The following is a 19,349-nucleotide window of genomic DNA, read 5'->3' as shown; positions in this document are numbered from 1 at the left end:
ATAACAAAAATATATTATAAAGAGAAAAAATGCCTTTATTAAAAGAAAAATTAAAAGATATTTTGGATTTGATTGTTTTTAAGCATTCTATTTTTGCTTTACCATTTTTGTTTGTTTCTATGATTGTAGCTTCTGTTATTTTAAATGATAGCACTTGGTTTGGTTTTAAAGCTTTGTTTTTAGGTGTTATTTGCGCGGTAAGTGCAAGAAATTTTGCAATGGCAATCAATCGTTTGATGGATGAGGACATTGATAAAAACAACCCAAGATGTGCAAATAGACCTAATATCGATGGTCGTATAGGTAAAACTAGCATTTTGCTTTTTATTATTTTAAATGCTATTATTTTTGTTTTGGCAAGTTATTTTATCAACAAACTAGCCTTTGCTCTTTCTTTGCCGGTATTGTTTATTTTAGCTATTTATTCAGCCTTTAAAAGATTTTCATCCCTAGCCCATTTAGTATTAGGATTTTGCTTAGGACTTGCTCCTATTGCAGGCAGTATTGTGGTTTTGGGAAGTATTGAAATTTATAGTGTTATTTTGTGTTTGGGTGTTACTTTTTGGACAGCTGGTTTTGATTTACTTTATGCTTTGCAAGATATGGAGTATGATAAAAAGACGGGCTTGCACTCTATACCTGCTAAATTTGGGCTTGAAGCGACCTTGTTCATCTCAGCATTTTGTCATGTTTTAGCAGTGCTTTTTTGGTTTTTATTTGTTTGGGTAGCTCCAACAGGAAATATTGCATTTTTAGGTGTGATTGTTAGTGCTGTTATTTTATTTTTTGAGCACCGCATTGTTAGAAAGAATTTTGCAAAAATTGACAAAGCATTTTTTACTTTAAATGGGTATTTAAGTATAGTGTTTTTTATTTTTATATGGGTTGATCTTTTATGGAGATGAAATTTTTTAAAAGTTCTTTGGAATTAGAGTTTGAAGAGAGCAAAGAAAGATATGAAGAGTTTTTGCAAGAATATGTTTCAAGTAATAATTATGTCAATTTAAGCAAATGGAAAAAGCTTGCTTCAAGGGTAGAATTTAGCGAGGGTGAGCAGTTGATTTTTGATTTGCTTATGGATTTAAAGCAAGAATTGTATTTGATAAAAAATGATATTAATAAAACAAAATTATTTGTTAATTTAAAATATAAATCTTTTGTGATTGGGGTAAATTTTACACATATTCAATTTAAAGATAGGTGTTTAATGCAAGATGAAGATTATTATGCTAGATTTAATTTAAATGGTCAAAAAATTAGTATTTTTTTTAAAGCATTAAATGAGAATGAAGCAAAAATCACGCAAATAAAAGCAGAAGATGAGCTCGTGTATGATAATTTTGTAGCAAATATGCAAAGAGCAATGATTAAAATTTTAAAGGAGCAAGAAAATGGATAGTGATTTATTATTGTGGCTAGTTGTAGCTTTATTAATTTTTGCTATGTTTGCTTATATGATGATTAAAGAAAAAGAAAGTATTGTTAAGATTAATGAGCTTGGTAAAATGATAGAAGATTTAAATAAACAATATCATTATTTAAAAAAAGAAAGTTTAGATGAGCAAGAGCAAGAAAAAGAAGAAATAGACACTGAAGCCATAAGAGAAGAATTAAAAGAAGAGCTTTTGCAGGTGCTAGAACAAAAAATCAATCAAAATATTATTCCTATTTTAAGTGCTTTAAAAGAAGTGGAAGAAGTAATTGAAGAATTTCAAAGTGAGCAAAAAAATCGTTTATTAAATTTAGAACAAAAAACCCAAAGTATTACAAAATTAAGCCCAAGCTATGATAATGAAGAGCAAAAAGTTATCGAACTTTTTAATCAAAAAAAATCCATAGAGCAAATTGCCAAAGATTTGCGTATAGGTATGGGCAGGGTTGAGCTTATTTTAAAATTTAATAAATTATTATAAAGGCCTTTGATGTTAGTAGATAGCTATGGAAGAGTGATTGATTATTTAAGAATTTCAGTAACACAAAGATGTAATTTTCGTTGCCTTTATTGTATGCCAAAAACTCCATTTGAATGGAGTGCTAAGGAAAATCTTTTATCATTTGAAGAACTTTTTATGTTTGTTAAAGTTTGCATTGATGAAGGAGTTAAGAAAATTCGTATTACAGGTGGTGAGCCTTTAGTAAGAAAAGATTTGCATAAATTTATTGCTATGATTAGTGAGTATAAGCAAGATATAGATCTAGCGCTTACTACTAATGCTTCTTTATTAAAACAACAAGCAAAGGATTTAAAACAAGCGGGCTTAAAAAGAATTAACATCTCTTTGGATACTTTAAAAGAAGAAGTGGCCTTTAAATTAGCTCAAAAAAACATACTCAAAGATGTGTTAAATGGTATTAATGAGGCTTTAGAATTAGGTTTTAATATTAAATTTAACACCGTAGCTCTTAAAGGGATTAATGATAGTGAATTTATCGATCTTTTAGAATTTGCCAAAGCACGCAAAAGCCAAATTCGCTTTATAGAATTTATGGAAAATTATCATGCTTATGGAGATTTAAAAGGCTTAAAATCAACAGAAATTTTAAATATCATTGCTCAAAAGTATTCTTTTAAACAAGGACAAAAAAGTCCAAATGCACCTGCGACTATTTATGGACTTGAAGATGGGTATGAGTTTGGCATTATTGATCCACATAGCCATGATTTTTGTGATAGTTGTAACCGTATAAGGCTTTCAGCCGAAGGGCTTTTAATACCTTGTTTATATTATGATGAGGCTTTAAGCATTAAAAAAGCTATACGCAATAAAGACATAGCAGGTGCTTGTGAAGTTTTAAAAACCGTGATAAAAAATAAATCAGAAAAAAATAGATGGGCAGAAAATGAAGCCAATCAAAGTTCCACAAGAGCCTTTTATCAAACAGGTGGATAATGGAAGTTGTTGAAACTTTTTTAAGCTTGCAAGGTGAGGGAAAATATAGTGGAAATTTGGCTATATTTGTAAGATTTGCCGGGTGTAATTTTAACTGCGCAGGCTTTGGAGTAAAAAAAGAAAAAGATTCTAAAATACTTTTGGGCTGTGATACTATAAGAGCTGTTTTTACTAAAGAATTTAAAACTTGTTATAAAACATATACTTCAGCAAAGCTTTTTGATGAGGTTTTGAAGCTAGTAAATTCACGCAAAGTTATAGTTGTAATTACGGGCGGTGAGCCTTTGTTAAATTATCAAAATAAAGATTTTTTGTGTTTTATTAATTTACTTTTAGAAAATGATTTTATGGTGCATTTTGAAACAAATGCAAGCATTGAAATTGATTTTGAAAAATATCCTTTGTATAAAAAATGTTATTTTGCTTTAGGAGTAAAGCTTAGCAATAGTGGGGTTAAAAAAGAAAAAAGGATTAATGAAAAAGCCTTAAAAGCTTTTAAATACTACGCTAAGGATAGCTTTTACAAATTTGTTTTAGATAAGGATTTTTTACAAGAAAATAAAGCCTTAGAAGAAATCAATGAAATTTTACAAGTTTGTGAAAATGAGGTGTTTTGTATGCCTATGGGGTCAAATGAAGAAGAAATTTCTAAAAATGCCTTAAGTGTTGCTGAATTTTGTATAAAAAATGGATATAATTACTCTGATAGATTGCATATTAGAATTTGGGGAGATAAAGAAGGCGTATGATTATTAGAAAAATGTTTGAATTTGAAAATGCTCATATTGTTAGATTTTGTAGCTCCAAGCGATGTAAAACAAGCATACACGGTCACTCTTATAAGGTAGAAATTTTACTTGAGAGTAAATACCTTGACAATGCTGGAATGGTGTATGATTTTGGCTTGTTAAAAGATGAGATAAAACAAATTATTGATAGTTTTGATCATGCTATTACGCTTTTTAAAGATGATGATAAAGTTTATTTAGAAGATATGAAAAAACATTCACAAAGATGGGTGAGTTTACCTGTGAATGTAAGTGCGGAAAATTTTGTACGCATATTTTTTGTACTGATTGATACTTTGCTTTTAAAGACTAAGATGGTCAATGGTGAGCAAGGTGTTAGTTTAAAAAGCATTATTGTACATGAAACAAGAACAGGTTATGCACAAGGTTTTAGAGAAGATGCTTATAGTGAATTTTTACCAAAGATTGATTTGGCAGATATTGACTTTTCGCAAGCTATAAGAGATGAATGGAAAAATAAAGATTTTTTTGAAAAACTTCAAGATGTAAATTTTGTTTTTATCAATCAAAAGGAGGTGTAATGAAAAAGATTTTATTGATTGTGCCAATATTGCTTTTTATGGCTTGTTCAAATCAAGAGAATAAAAATATAAAAAAAGAAATACAAACTGAGCAAGTTCAGATTGAACAAAGTGATTCTAATGTCATTATAGATGATGAAACACTTCCTATACCTGTTGATGATGATATACAAGATGAAAATAATACACAAGGACAATAATGGATCAAAGTTATGAATTTTTTTTAGCATTGCATGTGTATAGTTTATATACAAATGGTTTTTTAATGTTGTTTTATTTGTATTTGACTCAAAGTAACTTCTCACAAGAATTTATCTTTATAAAAAGAATTCGTCTATTTTTGCCAATTTATTATTTGTTTTTAGCAATTACACTTTTTACTGGAAGTTTGTTATGGGCTTTAAAGCATTTTGAATTTAATTTCTATGTGCTTTCTATGTGGTTTTGTTGGATTTTGATTTTTGCTTTGGCTATTTATCAATTTGTTTTATTTAAAAAAGCAAGATTGTTTAAACGCTATGCTAAATTTAGATTTTTAAGTTTTTTTATTTTGTGTTTAGGCATATTCTTACTTTTTGTACCTTATTTACTTAAGAGGTTTTATTTTTAATGCAATTTTTATATCACCCACAAAGTGGTACTGCAAGTTTAGAGCTAGAAAATGAAGCCTTTTTACATTTAAAGGCTCGAAGAATTAAAGTGAGTGATAAAATTATATTAAAGAATTTGAAAGATTTTTATGCTTACACTTATGAATGCATAGAGCTTTCTAGACGCTCTTGCATATTAAATTTACTTGATAAAAAAGAAGAAAAACAAGAATTAAAAACATATATACATTTAGCTTTAGCGGTGATTGATCCAAAGGTTATAGAAAAAACTTTACCTTTTTTAAATGAACTTGGAGTAGCAAAACTTTCTTTTGTGTATATGGAATACTCGCAAAAAAATTTTAAATTAGATTTTAAAAGAATGGAAAAAATTCTTATAGAATCATCCCAGCAATGCGGTCGTGCTTCTTTAATGGAACTTGAAAGTTTTGATGATTTTAAAAAATTTCAGCAAGCTTATGAAAATATTGTTTTGATAGATTTTGAAGGTGAAGATTTGATGAATTTTGATCCCGGTAGGTATGTATTTTTGGTTGGCACTGAAGGCGGATTTTCGCAAAAAGAAAGAGAAATAAATATAAAAAGAGCAAAATTACAAGCCAACTATATACTTAAAGCACAAACAGCACTTATAGGGGTTGCTTCAAAATTTATAATTTAAAAGCATGCTTAAATTTAGCTATTTTTTATATAAAAATCTATATAATTACGCCTTAATGTTTTGAAAAAGGATAAACAATGAAGAAAGAAATTCACCCAGAATATGTAGAGTGTAAAGTTAGTTGTGCTTGTGGAAATTCTTTTACTACTAAGTCAAATAAATCAGAAATTAAAGTTGATATTTGTTCAAGCTGCCACCCATTCTTTACAGGTAGTGAAAAAATCGTAGATGCTGCGGGTCGTGTAGAGAAATTTAAGAAAAAATACGCAATGCAATAATGTTATATTTTATTCCTACACCTATAGGAAATTTAAACGATATTTCTTTTCATTCTTTAGAAATTTTACAAAAATGCAAGCTCTTTTTATGTGAAGATACAAGAGTTTGCAAATCTTTAATTCATCTTCTTAATGAAAAATTTAATTTAGAAATAAAACCTGATAAATATCTAGCCTTACATACTCATAATGAAAAAGATTTTTTAGCAAAAATAGATGGTAATTTTTTTGAACAAGATATTGCATATTTAAGTGATGCAGGTATGCCAGGTATTAGCGATCCGGGGCAATTTTTAATCGAATATGCTATTAAAAACAATATTGACTATGAAGTCTTAGCAGGATCAAATGCCGCTTTGCTTGCATTGGTTTCAAGCGCATTTTGTAAAAAAGAATTTATTTTTATGGGTTTTTTGGCCAATAAAAATCCTCAAAGACAAAAAGATATTGAAAATTTAATGCTTAATCCTTATCCTAGTATAGTTTATGAAGCACCCACTAGAATACTTAATTTAGTAGAAGAAATTAGTAAAATTGATCCTTTAAGAGAAATTTTTATCATAAAAGAAGCAACAAAGAAATTTGAAACTAAATTTAGAGCAGAAGCTTTAGAGGTTTTGGAAAAATTAAAAACAATGGATTTACGCGGTGAGTGGTGTGTAGTGGTAAATGCTAAAGAAAAGCAATTTCATCAAAATACCTTGTGTGAGCAAGATATTTATGAGCTTGATTTATCTTTAAAGGCAAAGGCAAAACTTCTTTCGAAAATCAATGCAAAATCTCCAAAAGAAAATTATCAAAAACTGCTTTTAAGTTGAATTTGGTTATTATTTAAAAATGATAGTTTATGGTAAGCAAGTGTTTTTTTATATCTTAGAAAAGCATGAAGAAAAAATTAAAGAAATTTATTTAGCGAAAGAATGTGAAAAAGCTGATTTTACAAAAATAACAAGGGCATCAAAAAAAATTAAAAAACTCGATTTTAAAGCCGCACAAAGTTTGGCAAGAGGTGGAAATCATCAAGGTTTTTTAATGGAAATTGATGAATTTGAATTTAGCTCTTTTGAGAGTTTAAAAGAAAAAGATTTTATAGTTATTTTATATAATATTAGCGATGTTGGAAATATAGGTGCTATCGTGCGTAGTGCTTATGCTTTAGGTGCTGATGGGGTTATTTTGGTAGCTAAAAGCGTGGCTATGGATGGAGTTATTCGTGCAAGTAGTGGAGCAGCTTTAGATATGAAAATAGTCTTAAATGATGATATTTTAAGCATGATAAATGAGTTAAAACAAAAAGGTTTTTATATCTATGCTAGTGCAAGCGGAGGTAGTGATATACATACTATCAAGGCCAAAGATAAAAAAGTTTTGATTATGGGAAGTGAAGGTTTTGGTATAGCGCCAAAGGTACTTAAAAAATGCGATGAGTGCGTAGGTATAAAAATGCACAATGATTTTGATAGTTTAAATGTTAGTGCAGCATTTGCAATACTTTGCGATAGGATGAAAAATGGATAGTTGGAAAAAATTAGAAGATTTAAATTTGTTAGAAGTTCAAAAAAGAACACAAATAGAAATAGCTTGTCTTGAATATATCATTAAGAAAGATTTTAAGTCTTTATCTCGCTTTAATGTAAATGGCTTTATTAAAATTTTACAAAGAGAGTATGAGCTTGACTTTTCTAATTTTTTAGAAGAATATCATGTCTATTTAGAAGAAAATGGTATTGAGAAAAAAAATCATGTGCATATTTCACCTAGAATGAACTCATATACCAAAGAAAGCTCAAGTGTATGGTATATTGTGATTATAGTAGTAGTACTTTTGATAGTAGCTTTGGCCTGGGGTGTTTCAAGATTTTTTCAAAGTTCTACTTTAGATGAAAATACCACCAATGTATTAAATCAAGAGCAGGTTGTTTTAGAAGAAAAAGTTGATGAAAATGAAACACCAGTTCTTAATTTTTTTGCTGATGATGCTATGGAAAATAATGAAACAAACGCGACTATTTTAGAACCAATAAGCGAGAACAATAATACAGAAAAAACATTAGAAGATAATGTTAGCTCAAATATGCCTGAAGAAAATATGATTTTACTCAATGAAAGCATTATAAAACCAAGTGCAGAGCTTTGGCTTGGTATGGTGGATTTAAAAACTTTTAGAAAGAGCTCTTTAACTATTAAAAATGATTATGTTTTACCTTTGGATAAAGATATGTTAATTACCACAGGCCACGCTGCTTTTAGCTTAAACGATGAAAATAATAATACTTTAGAGTTTAAAAACGGTGTGTCTAAATTTTTAATGATTAAAGATGGTAAAATCAAACAAATTACAAAAGCTGAATTTATCAAAGAAAATAGAGGAAAATTATGGTAAGAATTTTAATATTTTCCATTTTTTTTACTCTTAACGCTTTTGCACTAAGTGCTTTAGAAGTTGCAAAACATATTGTTAATGATAATTCTAAAGATGCGAAATTAGAGCTTTTGTTTGCAAGGAATGATTATAAAGATGAACGCGGAAACGTAGATATTTACACTATTTCTCAAATTTTAAAAACTAATTCTTTGGCAAATTTTATATTAAATGAGCCAAAAACTCTAACTTTTAGTTTTAAAGCTCAAGCTGATTCTGTTTTATTTTTTAAAACTATTAATGATACTTTAAATGAATTAGGCTATGTGTATTTTATACCAACTGAATTAACTTTAAGGGAAAATTATATCACCTATAAGTTAGCTGTAGATTCTCAATATATGCTTGATCCAGGAGTTTTCTATAAAGCCTTGTTATCAAGCTCTGTTTTTATTAAAGATATTTCTAAAATTTCAGAATTAAATTATGAGTATGAGCTAGATTTTTCAAAAGCAAAACCTAAAGTTAATACTCAAATTCCACTAAATACCATCACTCAATTAAATAAGCCTTTAAGGGAATATATTGTTGATTTACAAGGAGCAAAAAGTATAGAGCTTAGCGCGCACAATCTTGATTCTTGGTTTTGTAAAATTCAATTTTTAGATAAAAATTTAAATTTTATTCAAGGTATAGAAAACACACACAAACAAAATGAAGTAAATGTAAATATACCATTGGGTGCAAAATATGCTATCATTGGCGATATGTTTAGCCTTGATAACATAAAAAGGGGTTTAAAAATTTACTTAAGACGCTAAAAAGGATGGAAAATGTTTGAAGAAATTCATTTTAATACCATAGAAAGACTTCCAAATTATGTTTTTGCTGAAGTTAATGCGATTAAAATGGCAGCAAGAAGAGCAGGGGAGGATATAATAGATTTTTCTATGGGAAATCCTGATGGTAAAACTCCTCAACACATTATAGATAAACTTTGTGAAAGTGCAAATAAAGAAAAAACTTCTGGTTATTCTGCTTCGAGTGGAATTTATAAACTAAGACTTGCAATTTGTAATTGGTATAAAAGAAAATACGATGTTGATTTAGATCCTGAAAGTGAAGTAGTTGCAACGATGGGCTCTAAAGAAGGCTTTGTAAATTTAGCAAGAGCCGTTATTAATCCAGGAGATGTAGCTATTGTACCTACACCCGCTTACCCTATACACACTCAAGCTTTTATCATAGCAGGTGGTAATGTAGCAACTATGAATTTTGATTTTAATGAAAATTATGAATTAAATGAAAATACTTTTTTTGAAAATTTACAAAAAACACTACATGAAAGTATTCCGCGTCCAAAATATGTAGTAGTAAATTTTCCGCACAATCCTACAACAGTCACTGTGGAAAGAAGTTTTTATGAGAGATTAGTTGCAATGGCAAAAAAAGAAAGATTTTATATTATTTCTGATATTGCTTATGCAGATTTGACTTTTGGTTCTTATAAAACCCCTTCTATTTTTGAAGTTGAAGGTGCTAAAGATGTAGCGGTAGAAACTTATACACTTTCAAAGTCTTACAATATGGCAGGTTGGCGTGTAGGTTTTGTAGTGGGTAATAAACGCTTAATTGCGGCTTTGAAAAAAATCAAGTCTTGGTTTGATTATGGTATGTATACTCCTATACAAGTTGCTGCTACTATAGCTTTAGATGGAGATCAAACTTGTGTTGAAGAGATTAAGGCAACTTATGCAAAAAGATTAGAAGTCTTGCTTGATTCATTTTTTCAGGCAGGATGGGAGCTGAAAAAACCAAATGCAAGTATGTTTGTTTGGGCAAAACTCCCTCAAAGTAAAGCTCACCTTGGAAGTATGGAATTTTCTAAACAGCTTTTGCAAAAAGCAAATGTAGCGGTAAGTCCTGGAGTTGGTTTTGGTGAAGCGGGTAATGAGTATGTTAGAATAGCTTTAATAGAAAATGAAAATCGCATTCGTCAAGCAGCAAGAAATATAAAAAAATATTTAAGAGAATAAAATGAAAATCGCAATTTTGGGATATGGTACGGTAGGAAGTGCTGTTGTAGAAACTTTGCTAAAAAATCAAGATTTAATCAAAGCAAGATGTGATGAAGAAATTATTCCAGTAATTGCTTTGGCAAGAAATCCAAAACCAAATGCATTAATTCCTGTGGTAAATGATATTGATGAGGTTTTAGAGCGTGAAGATATTGATGTATTTGTGGAGTTAATGGGTGGTATTGATTTACCCTTTGAGATAATTTCAAAAATTTTAAAAAGAAAAAAAGCAGTGGTAACTGCTAATAAAGCTTTGCTTGCTTATCATCGTTATGAGCTTGAAAAATTAGCACAAGATACAGCTTTTGGTTATGAGGCGAGTGTGGCGGGTGGAATTCCTATTATTAAAATTTTAAAAGAGGGCTTGAGTGCTAATAATATTGTTTCTATTAAAGGTATTTTAAATGGCACAAGCAATTATATTTTAAGTAAAATGACCGAAGATAATACCAAATTCCAAGAGGTGTTAAAAAAAGCACAAGATTTAGGATATGCTGAAGCTAATCCCACTTTTGATATAGAGGGTTTTGATGCAGCGCATAAACTTTTGATTTTAGCAAATATTGCCTATGGATTAAGAGTAAAACCTGAAGATATTTTGATTGAGGGTGTTAGCAAAGTAAGTAATGAGGATATTTATTTTGCAAAAGAATTTGAATATACCATAAAACATTTGGGTATTGCTAAGATTAAAGATGAAAAAATAGAATTAAGAGTTCATCCTACCATGCTTAGCAAAGATAAAATACTAGCAAAAGTTGATGGGGTAATGAATGCTATTAGTATTGATGGAGATGTATTGGGTGAAAGTTTATATTATGGCCCAGGAGCAGGTGGCAGGGCAACTGCAAGTGCTGTTATAGCTGATTTAATCGATATAGCAAGAAAAGAAAAAAATAGTGCTATTTTTGGGTATTTAAATGATACTTCTTATAAACTTTTAAGTAAAGATGAAATTTATACAAGATATTACTTAAGATTAAAGGTATTAGATAAAATAGGAGTTTTATCAAAAATCACACAATTAATGAGCGAACATCAAATTTCAATCGATACTTTCTTGCAAAAACCTAAAAAAGAAAAGCAAGATTATAGCACTTTATTTTTCATCACTCATCAAACTTATGAAAAAAATATACAAATTTTAACTCAAAAGCTTAGAGAACAGGAATTTGTAAAAGATGATGTTTTTATGATGAGAATAGAAGAGTAATGGCATTATTTGAATATCTTTTTGGTAAAAAAGGAGAAGAGTTAGCGTGTGAATTTTTAAAAATACAAGGATTTGAAATTTTAAAAAGGAATTTTCATTCTAAATTTGGAGAAATTGATATTATTGCTAAAAAAGATAAAATTTTACATTTTATTGAAGTTAAAAGTACGCAAGGTGATTATGAGGTAGAATATAGATTGGATAATAAAAAATATAATAAAATTATTAAGACTATAGAATATTACTTTATGAAACATAAAAATGATGAAAATTATCAACTAGATTTACTTTGCGTATATAAAGATGATATAAAACTTTTAGAGAACATTAGTTATTAAGGGAATGTTTATTCTATTTTAATAGAATTTGAAAAAACAAAGGAGAAAAAAATGGGAAAATATATTGATTTAACTACAGAAAATTTTGCACAAGCAAAAGAAGGTGTAGCTTTAGTAGATTTTTGGGCTCCATGGTGCGGACCTTGCAGAATGCTTGCACCGGTAATTGATGAGCTTGCAAATGATTTTGATGGTAAAGCTAAAATTTGTAAAGTAAATACAGATGAGCAAGGTGATTTGGCTGCACAATTTGGTGTAAGATCTATCCCAACTATCATTTTTTTTAAAGATGGTGAAGTGGTTGATCAACTAGTTGGTGCTCAATCAAAACAAGCTTTAGCAGATAAACTAAACTCACTTTTATAATCTTAAGCCACTTTTTGTGGCTTTTCTTTATATTTTTTACTATTTAATAATTTTTATTATTTATAATTAAAGAAAAATTTGTATAATACTTATAAATAAAACTATAAGGAAAATATCATGTTAGATTTAGCTATTATAGGTGGTGGACCTGCAGGTTTGAGCGCAGGTTTATATGCTACAAGAGGCGGATTAAAAAATGTTGTAATGTTTGAAAAAGGTATGCCTGGTGGGCAGATTACTTCGAGTTCAGAGATAGAAAATTATCCTGGAGTTGCTCAAGTTTTAGATGGAATTTCTTTTATGGCTCCTTGGAATGAACAATGTATGCGTTTTGGTTTAAAACATGAGATGGTAGGTGTTGAGCAAATTAGTAAAAATTCTGATGGAAGTTTTAATATAAAATTGGAAGGCGGTAAAAACGAACAGGCAAAAGCAGTTATTGTTTGCACAGGCTCTACTCCGCGTCGTGCTGGTTTTAAAGGCGAGGATGAATTTTTTGGTAAAGGTGTGAGTACTTGTGCAACTTGCGATGGCTTTTTTTATAAAAATAAAGAAGTGGCTGTTTTAGGTGGGGGAGATACTGCTTTAGAAGAAGCTTTGTATCTAGCTAATATTTGTTCAAAAGTGTATTTAATCCACAGAAGAGATGAGTTTAGAGCAGCACCTTCAACAGTTGAAAAAGTAAAAAATAATGACAAAATAGAATTGATCACAAATGCGGTTGTTGATGAGGTTTGCGGTGATAATATGGGTGTTAATAAAATTAAAATAGCATTTAATGATGGTTCTAAAAGAGAGCTTGATGTGCCTGGAATCTTTACCTTTGTTGGATTAAATGTAAGAAATGAAATCTTAAAACAAGACAATGGTGAGTTTTTATGTGCTATGGAAGAAGGTGGTCAAGTTAGCGTTGATCTTAAAATGCAAACTAATATAGCAGGGTTATTTGCAGCAGGTGATTTAAGAAAAGATGCTCCAAAACAAGTAATATGTGCAGCAGGTGATGGAGCGGTTGCAGCGCTTAGCGCTTTAGCTTATATTGAAAATTTACACTAGAATTTCTAGTGTAAATTGATTAACTTCCAATAACTCCGCCATCAATTTTACTTATTGCTATTATACTTGATCTTGGTGTTTTTCCATAAGGAAATTGACTGCCTTTTAATTTCTCTCCTGGATGTTGAATTCCAACAAACATAGTTTTATAATCTTGACTAAAAGTAATTCCTGTTATTTCGCAAGCTATTGGTCCTGTTAAAAATCTTTTTATTTCCCCTGTTTTTGGATTAGCTGCTAACATACAATTATTTCCCATGCCTTCAAATTCTTCTTGATTAGAATAGTTTCCATCAGTTTGTATCCAAAGGCGACCATCTCTATCAAAACTTAATCCATCGGGGGAATTAAATTTATTATTACTTGTAATGTTGTTTGAGCCTTTATTTAAACTTGTTTGATTATCAGGGTTTCCTGCAAGTGCAAAAATTTCCCAAGTAAATTCATCATCTTTATGAGAATTTTTATGCTCCCATTTAATTATTTGTCCGTAAATATTTTTTGTTCTCGGGTTTGCTGGATTTGGGTTATTATTTTTTTTATTGTTTGTTAAGGTAGCAAATACTTCTTTTGAGCCACTTTCTTTATGGCTTGCTATCCATTCGCATCTATCCATAGGAGTTGCATTTACAATAGATCCAGCAATTCTAGCATTGATTAACACATCTGCTTGAGAGTTAAAACCATTTTCTTTATTAAGGTTATTTTTACCATATTCTAACTCAATCCATTTTCCACTCCCTCTAAAATCTCCTATTTTTCCATTAAATTGTGCTACATATAAGGTTCCTTCATCTAAAATTTTGCTAGTATCTAGACCTTTTTTATATTTATGTTTGCTTATAAATTTATAAATAAATTCATTGGCTTCATCATCTCCCATATAAATTACAACAGTTCCATCATCTTCTACAATTAATTCTGCATTTTCGTGTTTAAATCTTCCAAGAGCTGTTCTTTTTATAGGTATGCTGTTTGGATCAAATGGATCAATTTCTACAACCCATCCAAATTTATTTGCCTCGTTTGGATTTTTACTTAAATCAAATCTTTCATCAAATTTTTCCCACCCATATTGACTTTGAGCTTTAAATCCAAATCTAAGTTGCTCTTTTGAAAATTTAATTTTTTCATCTAAACTTCCAAAAAAATCATTTATATTTTCTTCGCAAGTAAGATAAGTCCCCCAAGGTGTTTTTCCATTGGCACAATTATTTAAAGTTCCATATATAAAATTTTCATTTTGAAGTACTTGTTGTTTTGCTGGACCACTAATGCTCATTTTTGTATTTGCATCGATTCTGCGGTTGTATTTAGAATCAAGCACCACAGACCATTGATCTTTTTCTTTTTTTATTTCAAAAATGCTCACTCCTAAATTTGCTTGTTCATATAAAATATCTTCTAAGCTAAGATTTTTACCTTGATGTTTAAATATAATTTCAGGATTTATATATTCATTATTAATAGCTAGTATAGCCCTATCTTTTGAAAGAGGAAAAAAACTCATACCATCGTTATTGTCTCCAAAAGTTAATTTAGCATTTTCCACAGCTTTTTTATCGATATTTTTTTCTTCATCATAAATAGATGCTTTACTAAAAAGAGGATCGCCCCATGAGATTAAAATATCTGCTTTGTAGCCATCTGGTACGATAACTTTATCTTCTGTGCTAGCAGGTATTTCTTTAAAATTTAGCAAATCTTTATCTTTTAATAAACTCGCATTTAAATTTGAGCTAGCAAAAAATGCTACCATAGAACCCAAAGCTGAACCTTTCAAAAATGTTCTTCTTTTCATAAAACTCCTTTTAAAAATGTGTTATAAATTTAAAGTTTTTTGGAAACTTTTTGGAAACTTTTGCTCATGGTATGTAATATTGTATTAATTAACTTAGTGATACAATTTCTCACTGCAAATATAAAGGATAAATTTATGATATGTATAGGAATTCATGGGAGCAATGGTCGCATGGGTAAACAAATTGAAAATTGTTTACAAGATCAAAAAGATGCTAAAGCAAGTGCATTTTTTTATCAAGGATCAAGCTATGAAGAATTTTTTAACAAATGCGATGTAATAATTGATTTTTCTTCCCCGAAAGGTTGTGAGGATTTGTTGTTATACGCAAGAAGCAATCCTAAACCTTTAGTGATAGGTACTACAGGATTAGATGCTAAGCAAAATGAGTTAATGCAAAGTGCAAGCATTACTATGCCAATTCTTTATGCTACCAATATGTCTTTGGGTGTAGCTATTTTAAAAAAACTTTCATGTTTAGCAAGTGAAGCTTTAAGGGATTTTGATATAGAAATACTTGAAATGCACCATAATAAGAAAAAAGACGCTCCAAGTGGTACAGCTATGACTTTAGCACAAAATGTCGCTAAGGCTAGGAATTTAGATTTGGAAAAGGTTAGAGTAAGTGGTAGAGATGGGATTATTGGTCAAAGAAGTAAAGATGAAATCGCAGTGATGAGCTTAAGAGGTGGTGATATAGTGGGTTCTCATAGAGTTGGATTTTATAATGATGGTGAATTTATAGAATTAAATCATAGTGCTACTTCAAGAGCTACTTTTGCTATGGGGGCTATTAGATGTGCTAAATGGCTGGTTTCTCAAGAAAATGGCTTATATGATATAGACGATTGTTTAGGAATTTAAATGTGTGCGGTAGTTGGAGTAATTAATTCAAAAAATGCAAGCACGGTGGCTTATTATGCTTTATTTGCTATGCAACATCGTGGCCAAGAAGCAAGTGGAATTAGTGTAAGTGATGGTTTAAATATCAAAACTCATAAAGCTAAAGGTGAAGTAGGACAAATTTTTAATACTCAAATTTTAGCAGATTTAAAAGGTAGTATAGCTATAGGGCATAATCGTTATTCTACCGCCGGAAATTCTTCTTTGCATGATGCACAGCCTGTTGCAGCTACTTGTTCTTTGGGTGATATTTCTTTAGTGCATAATGGAAATTTGATTAATAAAGAAGAAGTTAGAAAAGAGTTAATTGACAATGGAGCTATTTTTCATTCTAATATGGACACAGAAAATGTTGTACATTTAATAGCAAAAAGCAAAAAAGAAACTTTAAAAGATAGGTTTATAGAAAGTCTAATGCAAAGTAAGGGTGCATATTGCTTTATGTTGGCCAGTAAAAATCAACTTTTTGTGGTAAGAGATCCTTATGGGGTTAGACCTTTATCTTTGGGAAAATTAAAAGATGGTGGATATATTGTAGCGAGTGAAACTTGTGCTTTTGATTTGATAGAAGCTGAATTTATCCGCGATATAAAGCCCGGTGAAATGCTAGTTTTTACTCAAGGTAGTGATGAGTTTGAAAGCATTCAAGTTTTTGATAAAACAGATCCAAGAATTTGTGCATTTGAATATATTTATTTTGCTAGACCTGATAGTATTATAGAAGGTAAAAGTGTATATGAAGTGCGTAAAAAAATGGGTGAAGCCTTGGCTAAAAAATTTAAAGAAAAAGTAGATTTTGTAGTGCCTGTTCCTGATAGTGGAGTAAGTGCTGCTATAGGTTTTGCGCAATATTTAAAAATTCCACTTGAAATGGCCATAGTTAGAAATCACTATGTTGGAAGAACTTTCATAGAGCCAACTCAAGAAATGAGAAATTTAAAAGTAAAACTGAAATTAAATCCTATGAAGAAAGTTTTAGAAGGCAAAGATATAGTGGTGATTGATGATAGTGTAGTAAGAGGAACAACTTCTAAAAAAATCATCACACTTTTAAGACAAGCAGGTGCTAGAAAAATTCATTTGGCTATAGCTTGTCCAGAAATCAAATTTCCTGATATTTATGGTATAGACACTCCAACTTTTGAAGAGTTAATTTCAGCTAATAAGAGTATTGAAGAGGTTAGAGAATATACAGGTGCAGATAGTTTGACTTTTTTAGATATTAATGAGCTAGTTTCAAGCATAGGCAATGAAAGAAAATATTCTTTGATTAGTTTTGATGGGGATTATTTTATTAAATAATCCTTATCTGCATTTTAATTGTTTAAAAATTTTATAACTTTGAAAATGAGGTGGCAATCCCACTTCAAAAGAAAAGTCTTTGTAGGTATGACCTGATAATTGATTTGCAATGTTAATATTATACGAAACATCTCTTTGTTGTTGATTTGCTTTTTTTATGCTATTAAAATTTTGTTGATTAAAAATTTCTCCACTGATTTCATGCTTTTTATTATTATCAATAATTCTAAGTTCTAAAAAGCATTCTGAAATTTTAAAATTAGTATCGTTGGTTACTCTACCTTTTATAATAATACTTTCTGTAGCTAAGCGTCTGTAGGTTGAAAAATTACTCAAACTAGCTTTTTTTGTGTATTGATCTATAGTTAATAATAAAGAAATAGTTAAGATTGAGGCTAATATAAAACTTATTATGCAAAAAATTATTATATATTTTTTGTTTTGTATTTTTAAATAGAATAAAATCCAAGTAAGGAAAGTTGAAGCTAGCATAATAAAAATGATAAGAATATGAAAAAAAGTAAAATATCCCATTAAAAACACTTTGAATTAATTTTAATGTCAAAATCTTGACCTTCATTAAAATCGGAAAATTTGGTTTTTAGATTAATAGTTTGGTTGGGACTTATTGTTTTTTCGATAGTGGTAGATTTACTTCTTAATGGTTTTAATAAATGTATTAAATTTTTAAAAGTATTATTTTCATCGCTTTTTCTAAATACTTCTACTTTTATTTTGCAAAATTTAAAACTTTTTTTAGAAGTATTTGTCAAGCTATAATCAACACTTAAAGAATTATCATATACAAAAAATTGAGCATTATCTAAGCTAGCTATTCTGGATCTAACTTTAGTATCAATTAAAAAATATCCCAAATACGCAATACTAAGTGAACATAAAATTCCTAAAAAAATTATAATAAAAGCAAAAGTAGGTTTGTTTCTAACAATCAAAGCAATAAATAAAGTGATAATGAAAAAGAATACAACTAAAGCCATTAACAAAAAATCGATCAAGTGCAAATGAGCTGTATAAAAGATCATTTGCTCTCGGATATGTTGAACATTCATTATCACTTCTTTATTTTTTAATTTGCTACTGAACTTGTTCTTTTATTATCTTTGCTATCAACCCAAATATTTGGCACAGCTCCGCCTGGTGTTAAGAAAATTTTAGCATCTTTATTGACTTTAAGTGCTTCATTAAATTGCTTTTGGGTTTCAATTTGTTTTAAATCAAGTAAAGGATTATTTAAACTTTTTGCTATTTCTCTATTTGAATATGCTTGTGCATCAGCTTCAATTTTTACCGCACTTGCTCTACCTTTAGCACTAATAATAGTTGCATTTGCCTCCCCTTCAGCTAAAGCCGCTTTTTTAAGTGCTTCTTGGTTAGCTCTTTCAACTTCATATTTAGTTCTTTCAGCTTCTTGTTTAGCAATTTGTACTCTTTCGATCTGTTCTTTTACTTTTATAGGTAAGATAATTTCTCTAAGCTGAACTGCTTGAAGCTCTGCTGGCTCATTTGGTTGGCTTTCAATAGTTTTTCTAATACCCTGATCAATTTGCACCGCTATAGTATTACGATTTGTTGGAAGCTCTTCTGCAGTGTATTGACCTACAACATTTCTTACAACATCTCTTACTACTGGATCTATGATTTTATTTTCCCAATTAAGCCCCCATGTCGCGATAGTTTGAGGAACTTGTAAAGGATTTAATCTGTATTGAACGGTTACATCAATAGATACAGGCAAGCCTCTTGAATCAAGTACCGAAATGCTATTTTTATTAACAACGCCTGATCCTATTTGTAAATTTTCATTTATTCCTTCGATTGAAGCATAGTTGATTTGTCTTACTCTAGTATCTACGATAGTGATTTTTTGCAGTATAGGCATAAAAAAATGAAGTCCTGGTTCAAGTGGGGTAGGGCTGTATTTACCTGTAGTGGATTTGATCCCCATTTCCCCTGAATTTACTATTGCAAAAGGTTTAAAAAGTGCAAAAACTAAAATAATTGCAATTGCACTATAAATTAATGGGGAAAATTTCCCAAAACCTTTGAAATTAAATTCTGGTGTTTTGAAGTTTAAATTTTGCTTATTGTTGTTTTGATTGTTTTTTTTATTAAAATAATCATTCAAATCAGCTGGCATT

General features: G+C 29.6%; 25 protein-coding genes. 21 read left to right on the top strand and 4 right to left on the bottom strand.

The features are described from left to right. Nucleotides 1-29 precede the first annotated feature (29 nt). From mqnP to trxB, 19 genes are all read left to right on the top strand, one after another. Nucleotides 30-905: a menaquinone biosynthesis prenyltransferase MqnP gene (gene mqnP / locus L8T82_RS03190; RefSeq protein WP_263660452.1), complete on the top strand. Its 876-nt coding sequence runs from the start codon at nucleotides 30-32 to the stop codon at nucleotides 903-905. Then, on the top strand, nucleotides 902-1,399 hold the full coding sequence (locus L8T82_RS03185; RefSeq protein WP_263659526.1) for a hypothetical protein: 498 nt from the start codon (nucleotides 902-904) through the stop codon (nucleotides 1,397-1,399). The genes mqnP and L8T82_RS03185 overlap by 4 nt, the downstream gene beginning before the upstream one ends. After that, nucleotides 1,392-1,913, top strand: a complete 522-nt coding sequence (locus L8T82_RS03180) for a DUF6115 domain-containing protein (protein ID WP_133319486.1) — start codon at nucleotides 1,392-1,394, stop codon at nucleotides 1,911-1,913. Before L8T82_RS03185 ends, L8T82_RS03180 begins: the two co-directional genes overlap by 8 nt. A 9-nt stretch (nucleotides 1,914-1,922) precedes the next feature. Then, nucleotides 1,923-2,891 carry a GTP 3',8-cyclase MoaA gene (moaA, locus tag L8T82_RS03175; protein ID WP_263725846.1) on the top strand — a complete coding sequence of 323 codons (969 nt, stop codon included), beginning with the start codon at nucleotides 1,923-1,925 and terminating at the stop codon, nucleotides 2,889-2,891. Then, the gene (locus L8T82_RS03170; protein ID WP_263725845.1) at nucleotides 2,891-3,640 is read left to right on the top strand and encodes a 7-carboxy-7-deazaguanine synthase QueE; all 750 of its coding nucleotides are present in this window, start codon (nucleotides 2,891-2,893) and stop codon (nucleotides 3,638-3,640) included. Before moaA ends, L8T82_RS03170 begins: the two co-directional genes overlap by 1 nt. Beyond that, entirely contained in the window at nucleotides 3,637-4,221 is a 585-nt protein-coding gene (locus tag L8T82_RS03165; RefSeq protein ID WP_263688028.1) for a 6-pyruvoyl trahydropterin synthase family protein, read from the top strand. Before L8T82_RS03170 ends, L8T82_RS03165 begins: the two co-directional genes overlap by 4 nt. Then, nucleotides 4,221-4,421, top strand: a complete 201-nt coding sequence (locus tag L8T82_RS03160; protein ID WP_133319490.1) for a cytochrome C — start codon at nucleotides 4,221-4,223, stop codon at nucleotides 4,419-4,421. Before L8T82_RS03165 ends, L8T82_RS03160 begins: the two co-directional genes overlap by 1 nt. Continuing rightward, nucleotides 4,421-4,831, top strand: a complete 411-nt coding sequence (locus L8T82_RS03155; protein WP_220566545.1) for a hypothetical protein — start codon at nucleotides 4,421-4,423, stop codon at nucleotides 4,829-4,831. Before L8T82_RS03160 ends, L8T82_RS03155 begins: the two co-directional genes overlap by 1 nt. Beyond that, a complete protein-coding gene (locus L8T82_RS03150; protein WP_263725844.1) occupies nucleotides 4,831-5,493 on the top strand; it encodes a 16S rRNA (uracil(1498)-N(3))-methyltransferase in 663 nt (220 codons plus the stop codon). The genes L8T82_RS03155 and L8T82_RS03150 overlap by 1 nt, the downstream gene beginning before the upstream one ends. A 77-nt stretch (nucleotides 5,494-5,570) precedes the next feature. Then, nucleotides 5,571-5,771 carry a 50S ribosomal protein L31 gene (gene rpmE, locus L8T82_RS03145; RefSeq protein WP_039664588.1) on the top strand — a complete coding sequence of 67 codons (201 nt, stop codon included), beginning with the start codon at nucleotides 5,571-5,573 and terminating at the stop codon, nucleotides 5,769-5,771. Beyond that, nucleotides 5,771-6,589, top strand: a complete 819-nt coding sequence (gene rsmI / locus L8T82_RS03140; protein WP_263725843.1) for a 16S rRNA (cytidine(1402)-2'-O)-methyltransferase — start codon at nucleotides 5,771-5,773, stop codon at nucleotides 6,587-6,589. The genes rpmE and rsmI overlap by 1 nt, the downstream gene beginning before the upstream one ends. A 19-nt stretch (nucleotides 6,590-6,608) precedes the next feature. Beyond that, nucleotides 6,609-7,289 (top strand): 23S rRNA (guanosine(2251)-2'-O)-methyltransferase RlmB, encoded by a 681-nt coding sequence (gene rlmB / locus L8T82_RS03135; RefSeq protein WP_263665501.1) that lies wholly within the window; start codon nucleotides 6,609-6,611, stop codon nucleotides 7,287-7,289. Beyond that, nucleotides 7,282-8,154, top strand: coding sequence for a hypothetical protein (locus L8T82_RS03130; protein ID WP_263725842.1), 873 nt, complete (start codon nucleotides 7,282-7,284; stop codon nucleotides 8,152-8,154). Before rlmB ends, L8T82_RS03130 begins: the two co-directional genes overlap by 8 nt. Further along, entirely contained in the window at nucleotides 8,148-8,954 is an 807-nt protein-coding gene (locus L8T82_RS03125) for a hypothetical protein (protein ID WP_263665499.1), read from the top strand. The genes L8T82_RS03130 and L8T82_RS03125 overlap by 7 nt, the downstream gene beginning before the upstream one ends. 12 nt (nucleotides 8,955-8,966) lie before the next feature. Continuing rightward, on the top strand, nucleotides 8,967-10,169 hold the full coding sequence (locus L8T82_RS03120; protein WP_220566550.1) for an LL-diaminopimelate aminotransferase: 1,203 nt from the start codon (nucleotides 8,967-8,969) through the stop codon (nucleotides 10,167-10,169). 1 nt (nucleotide 10,170) lies between these two features. Continuing rightward, entirely contained in the window at nucleotides 10,171-11,424 is a 1,254-nt protein-coding gene (locus tag L8T82_RS03115) for a homoserine dehydrogenase (protein WP_263725841.1), read from the top strand. Continuing rightward, nucleotides 11,424-11,762, top strand: a complete 339-nt coding sequence (locus L8T82_RS03110) for a YraN family protein (RefSeq protein WP_263665497.1) — start codon at nucleotides 11,424-11,426, stop codon at nucleotides 11,760-11,762. Before L8T82_RS03115 ends, L8T82_RS03110 begins: the two co-directional genes overlap by 1 nt. Before the next feature lie 51 nt (nucleotides 11,763-11,813). Then, nucleotides 11,814-12,128 (top strand): thioredoxin, encoded by a 315-nt coding sequence (gene trxA, locus L8T82_RS03105; RefSeq protein ID WP_039619298.1) that lies wholly within the window; start codon nucleotides 11,814-11,816, stop codon nucleotides 12,126-12,128. A 117-nt stretch (nucleotides 12,129-12,245) separates the two neighbouring features. After that, nucleotides 12,246-13,184 carry a thioredoxin-disulfide reductase gene (gene trxB / locus L8T82_RS03100; RefSeq protein WP_258107683.1) on the top strand — a complete coding sequence of 313 codons (939 nt, stop codon included), beginning with the start codon at nucleotides 12,246-12,248 and terminating at the stop codon, nucleotides 13,182-13,184. Between the two features lie 19 nt (nucleotides 13,185-13,203). Here the strand turns inward: trxB and L8T82_RS03095 are convergent, their stop codons facing one another. Beyond that, nucleotides 13,204-14,985 (bottom strand): PhoX family protein, encoded by a 1,782-nt coding sequence (locus L8T82_RS03095; RefSeq protein ID WP_263725840.1) that lies wholly within the window; start codon nucleotides 14,983-14,985, stop codon nucleotides 13,204-13,206. A gap of 135 nt (nucleotides 14,986-15,120) precedes the next feature. Here L8T82_RS03095 and dapB point away from each other — a divergent pair, with 135 nt between their 5' ends. Next, nucleotides 15,121-15,849 carry a 4-hydroxy-tetrahydrodipicolinate reductase gene (dapB, locus tag L8T82_RS03090; RefSeq protein ID WP_133319502.1) on the top strand — a complete coding sequence of 243 codons (729 nt, stop codon included), beginning with the start codon at nucleotides 15,121-15,123 and terminating at the stop codon, nucleotides 15,847-15,849. After that, nucleotides 15,850-17,190: an amidophosphoribosyltransferase gene (gene purF, locus L8T82_RS03085; protein ID WP_220566553.1), complete on the top strand. Its 1,341-nt coding sequence runs from the start codon at nucleotides 15,850-15,852 to the stop codon at nucleotides 17,188-17,190. Between the two features lie 3 nt (nucleotides 17,191-17,193). Here purF and L8T82_RS03080 read toward each other — a convergent pair whose 3' ends face one another. Genes L8T82_RS03080 through L8T82_RS03070 form a run of 3 tightly spaced genes read right to left on the bottom strand, consistent with a single transcriptional unit; the run spans nucleotide 17,194 to nucleotide 19,348 of the window. Continuing rightward, entirely contained in the window at nucleotides 17,194-17,682 is a 489-nt protein-coding gene (locus L8T82_RS03080) for a DUF2393 domain-containing protein (protein ID WP_263725861.1), read from the bottom strand. Nucleotides 17,683-17,723: 41 nt separating this feature from the next. After that, the gene (locus tag L8T82_RS03075) at nucleotides 17,724-18,260 is read right to left on the bottom strand and encodes a DUF2393 family protein (RefSeq protein ID WP_133319505.1); all 537 of its coding nucleotides are present in this window, start codon (nucleotides 18,258-18,260) and stop codon (nucleotides 17,724-17,726) included. 17 nt (nucleotides 18,261-18,277) lie between these two features. Beyond that, nucleotides 18,278-19,348, bottom strand: coding sequence for a prohibitin family protein (locus L8T82_RS03070; RefSeq protein ID WP_133319506.1), 1,071 nt, complete (start codon nucleotides 19,346-19,348; stop codon nucleotides 18,278-18,280). Between the last annotated feature and the right edge of the window lies 1 nt (nucleotide 19,349).

The organism is Campylobacter sp. IFREMER_LSEM_CL292, from assembly GCF_025771615.1.
GTDB lineage: Bacteria > Campylobacterota > Campylobacteria > Campylobacterales > Campylobacteraceae > Campylobacter_D > Campylobacter_D lari_D.
Note: the sequence above shows the minus strand (reverse complement) of the source record. Positions and strands in the feature narration are given on the sequence as shown.

Bases quoted from the DNA above. Each gene is read 5' to 3' on its own strand.
- L8T82_RS03155 (WP_220566545.1), top strand. From the start codon at position 4,421: ATGGATCAAAGTTATGAATTTTTTTTAGCATTGCATGTGTATAGTTTA.
- L8T82_RS03160 (WP_133319490.1), top strand. From the start codon at position 4,221: ATGAAAAAGATTTTATTGATTGTGCCAATATTGCTTTTTATGGCTTGT.
- L8T82_RS03070 (WP_133319506.1), bottom strand. From the start codon at position 19,348: ATGCCAGCTGATTTGAATGATTATTTTAATAAAAAAAACAATCAAAAC.
- moaA (WP_263725846.1), top strand. From the start codon at position 1,923: ATGTTAGTAGATAGCTATGGAAGAGTGATTGATTATTTAAGAATTTCA.
- rlmB (WP_263665501.1), top strand. From the start codon at position 6,609: ATGATAGTTTATGGTAAGCAAGTGTTTTTTTATATCTTAGAAAAGCAT.
- L8T82_RS03095 (WP_263725840.1), bottom strand. From the start codon at position 14,985: ATGAAAAGAAGAACATTTTTGAAAGGTTCAGCTTTGGGTTCTATGGTA.
- L8T82_RS03125 (WP_263665499.1), top strand. From the start codon at position 8,148: ATGGTAAGAATTTTAATATTTTCCATTTTTTTTACTCTTAACGCTTTT.
- trxB (WP_258107683.1), top strand. From the start codon at position 12,246: ATGTTAGATTTAGCTATTATAGGTGGTGGACCTGCAGGTTTGAGCGCA.
- L8T82_RS03115 (WP_263725841.1), top strand. From the start codon at position 10,171: ATGAAAATCGCAATTTTGGGATATGGTACGGTAGGAAGTGCTGTTGTA.
- purF (WP_220566553.1), top strand. From the start codon at position 15,850: ATGTGTGCGGTAGTTGGAGTAATTAATTCAAAAAATGCAAGCACGGTG.
- L8T82_RS03075 (WP_133319505.1), bottom strand. From the start codon at position 18,260: ATGAATGTTCAACATATCCGAGAGCAAATGATCTTTTATACAGCTCAT.
- L8T82_RS03150 (WP_263725844.1), top strand. From the start codon at position 4,831: ATGCAATTTTTATATCACCCACAAAGTGGTACTGCAAGTTTAGAGCTA.
- L8T82_RS03170 (WP_263725845.1), top strand. From the start codon at position 2,891: ATGGAAGTTGTTGAAACTTTTTTAAGCTTGCAAGGTGAGGGAAAATAT.
- rpmE (WP_039664588.1), top strand. From the start codon at position 5,571: ATGAAGAAAGAAATTCACCCAGAATATGTAGAGTGTAAAGTTAGTTGT.
- L8T82_RS03110 (WP_263665497.1), top strand. From the start codon at position 11,424: ATGGCATTATTTGAATATCTTTTTGGTAAAAAAGGAGAAGAGTTAGCG.
- L8T82_RS03185 (WP_263659526.1), top strand. From the start codon at position 902: ATGAAATTTTTTAAAAGTTCTTTGGAATTAGAGTTTGAAGAGAGCAAA.
- L8T82_RS03165 (WP_263688028.1), top strand. From the start codon at position 3,637: ATGATTATTAGAAAAATGTTTGAATTTGAAAATGCTCATATTGTTAGA.
- rsmI (WP_263725843.1), top strand. From the start codon at position 5,771: ATGTTATATTTTATTCCTACACCTATAGGAAATTTAAACGATATTTCT.
- L8T82_RS03130 (WP_263725842.1), top strand. From the start codon at position 7,282: ATGGATAGTTGGAAAAAATTAGAAGATTTAAATTTGTTAGAAGTTCAA.
- dapB (WP_133319502.1), top strand. From the start codon at position 15,121: ATGATATGTATAGGAATTCATGGGAGCAATGGTCGCATGGGTAAACAA.
- L8T82_RS03180 (WP_133319486.1), top strand. From the start codon at position 1,392: ATGGATAGTGATTTATTATTGTGGCTAGTTGTAGCTTTATTAATTTTT.
- trxA (WP_039619298.1), top strand. From the start codon at position 11,814: ATGGGAAAATATATTGATTTAACTACAGAAAATTTTGCACAAGCAAAA.
- L8T82_RS03120 (WP_220566550.1), top strand. From the start codon at position 8,967: ATGTTTGAAGAAATTCATTTTAATACCATAGAAAGACTTCCAAATTAT.
- L8T82_RS03080 (WP_263725861.1), bottom strand. From the start codon at position 17,682: ATGCTAGCTTCAACTTTCCTTACTTGGATTTTATTCTATTTAAAAATA.
- mqnP (WP_263660452.1), top strand. From the start codon at position 30: ATGCCTTTATTAAAAGAAAAATTAAAAGATATTTTGGATTTGATTGTT.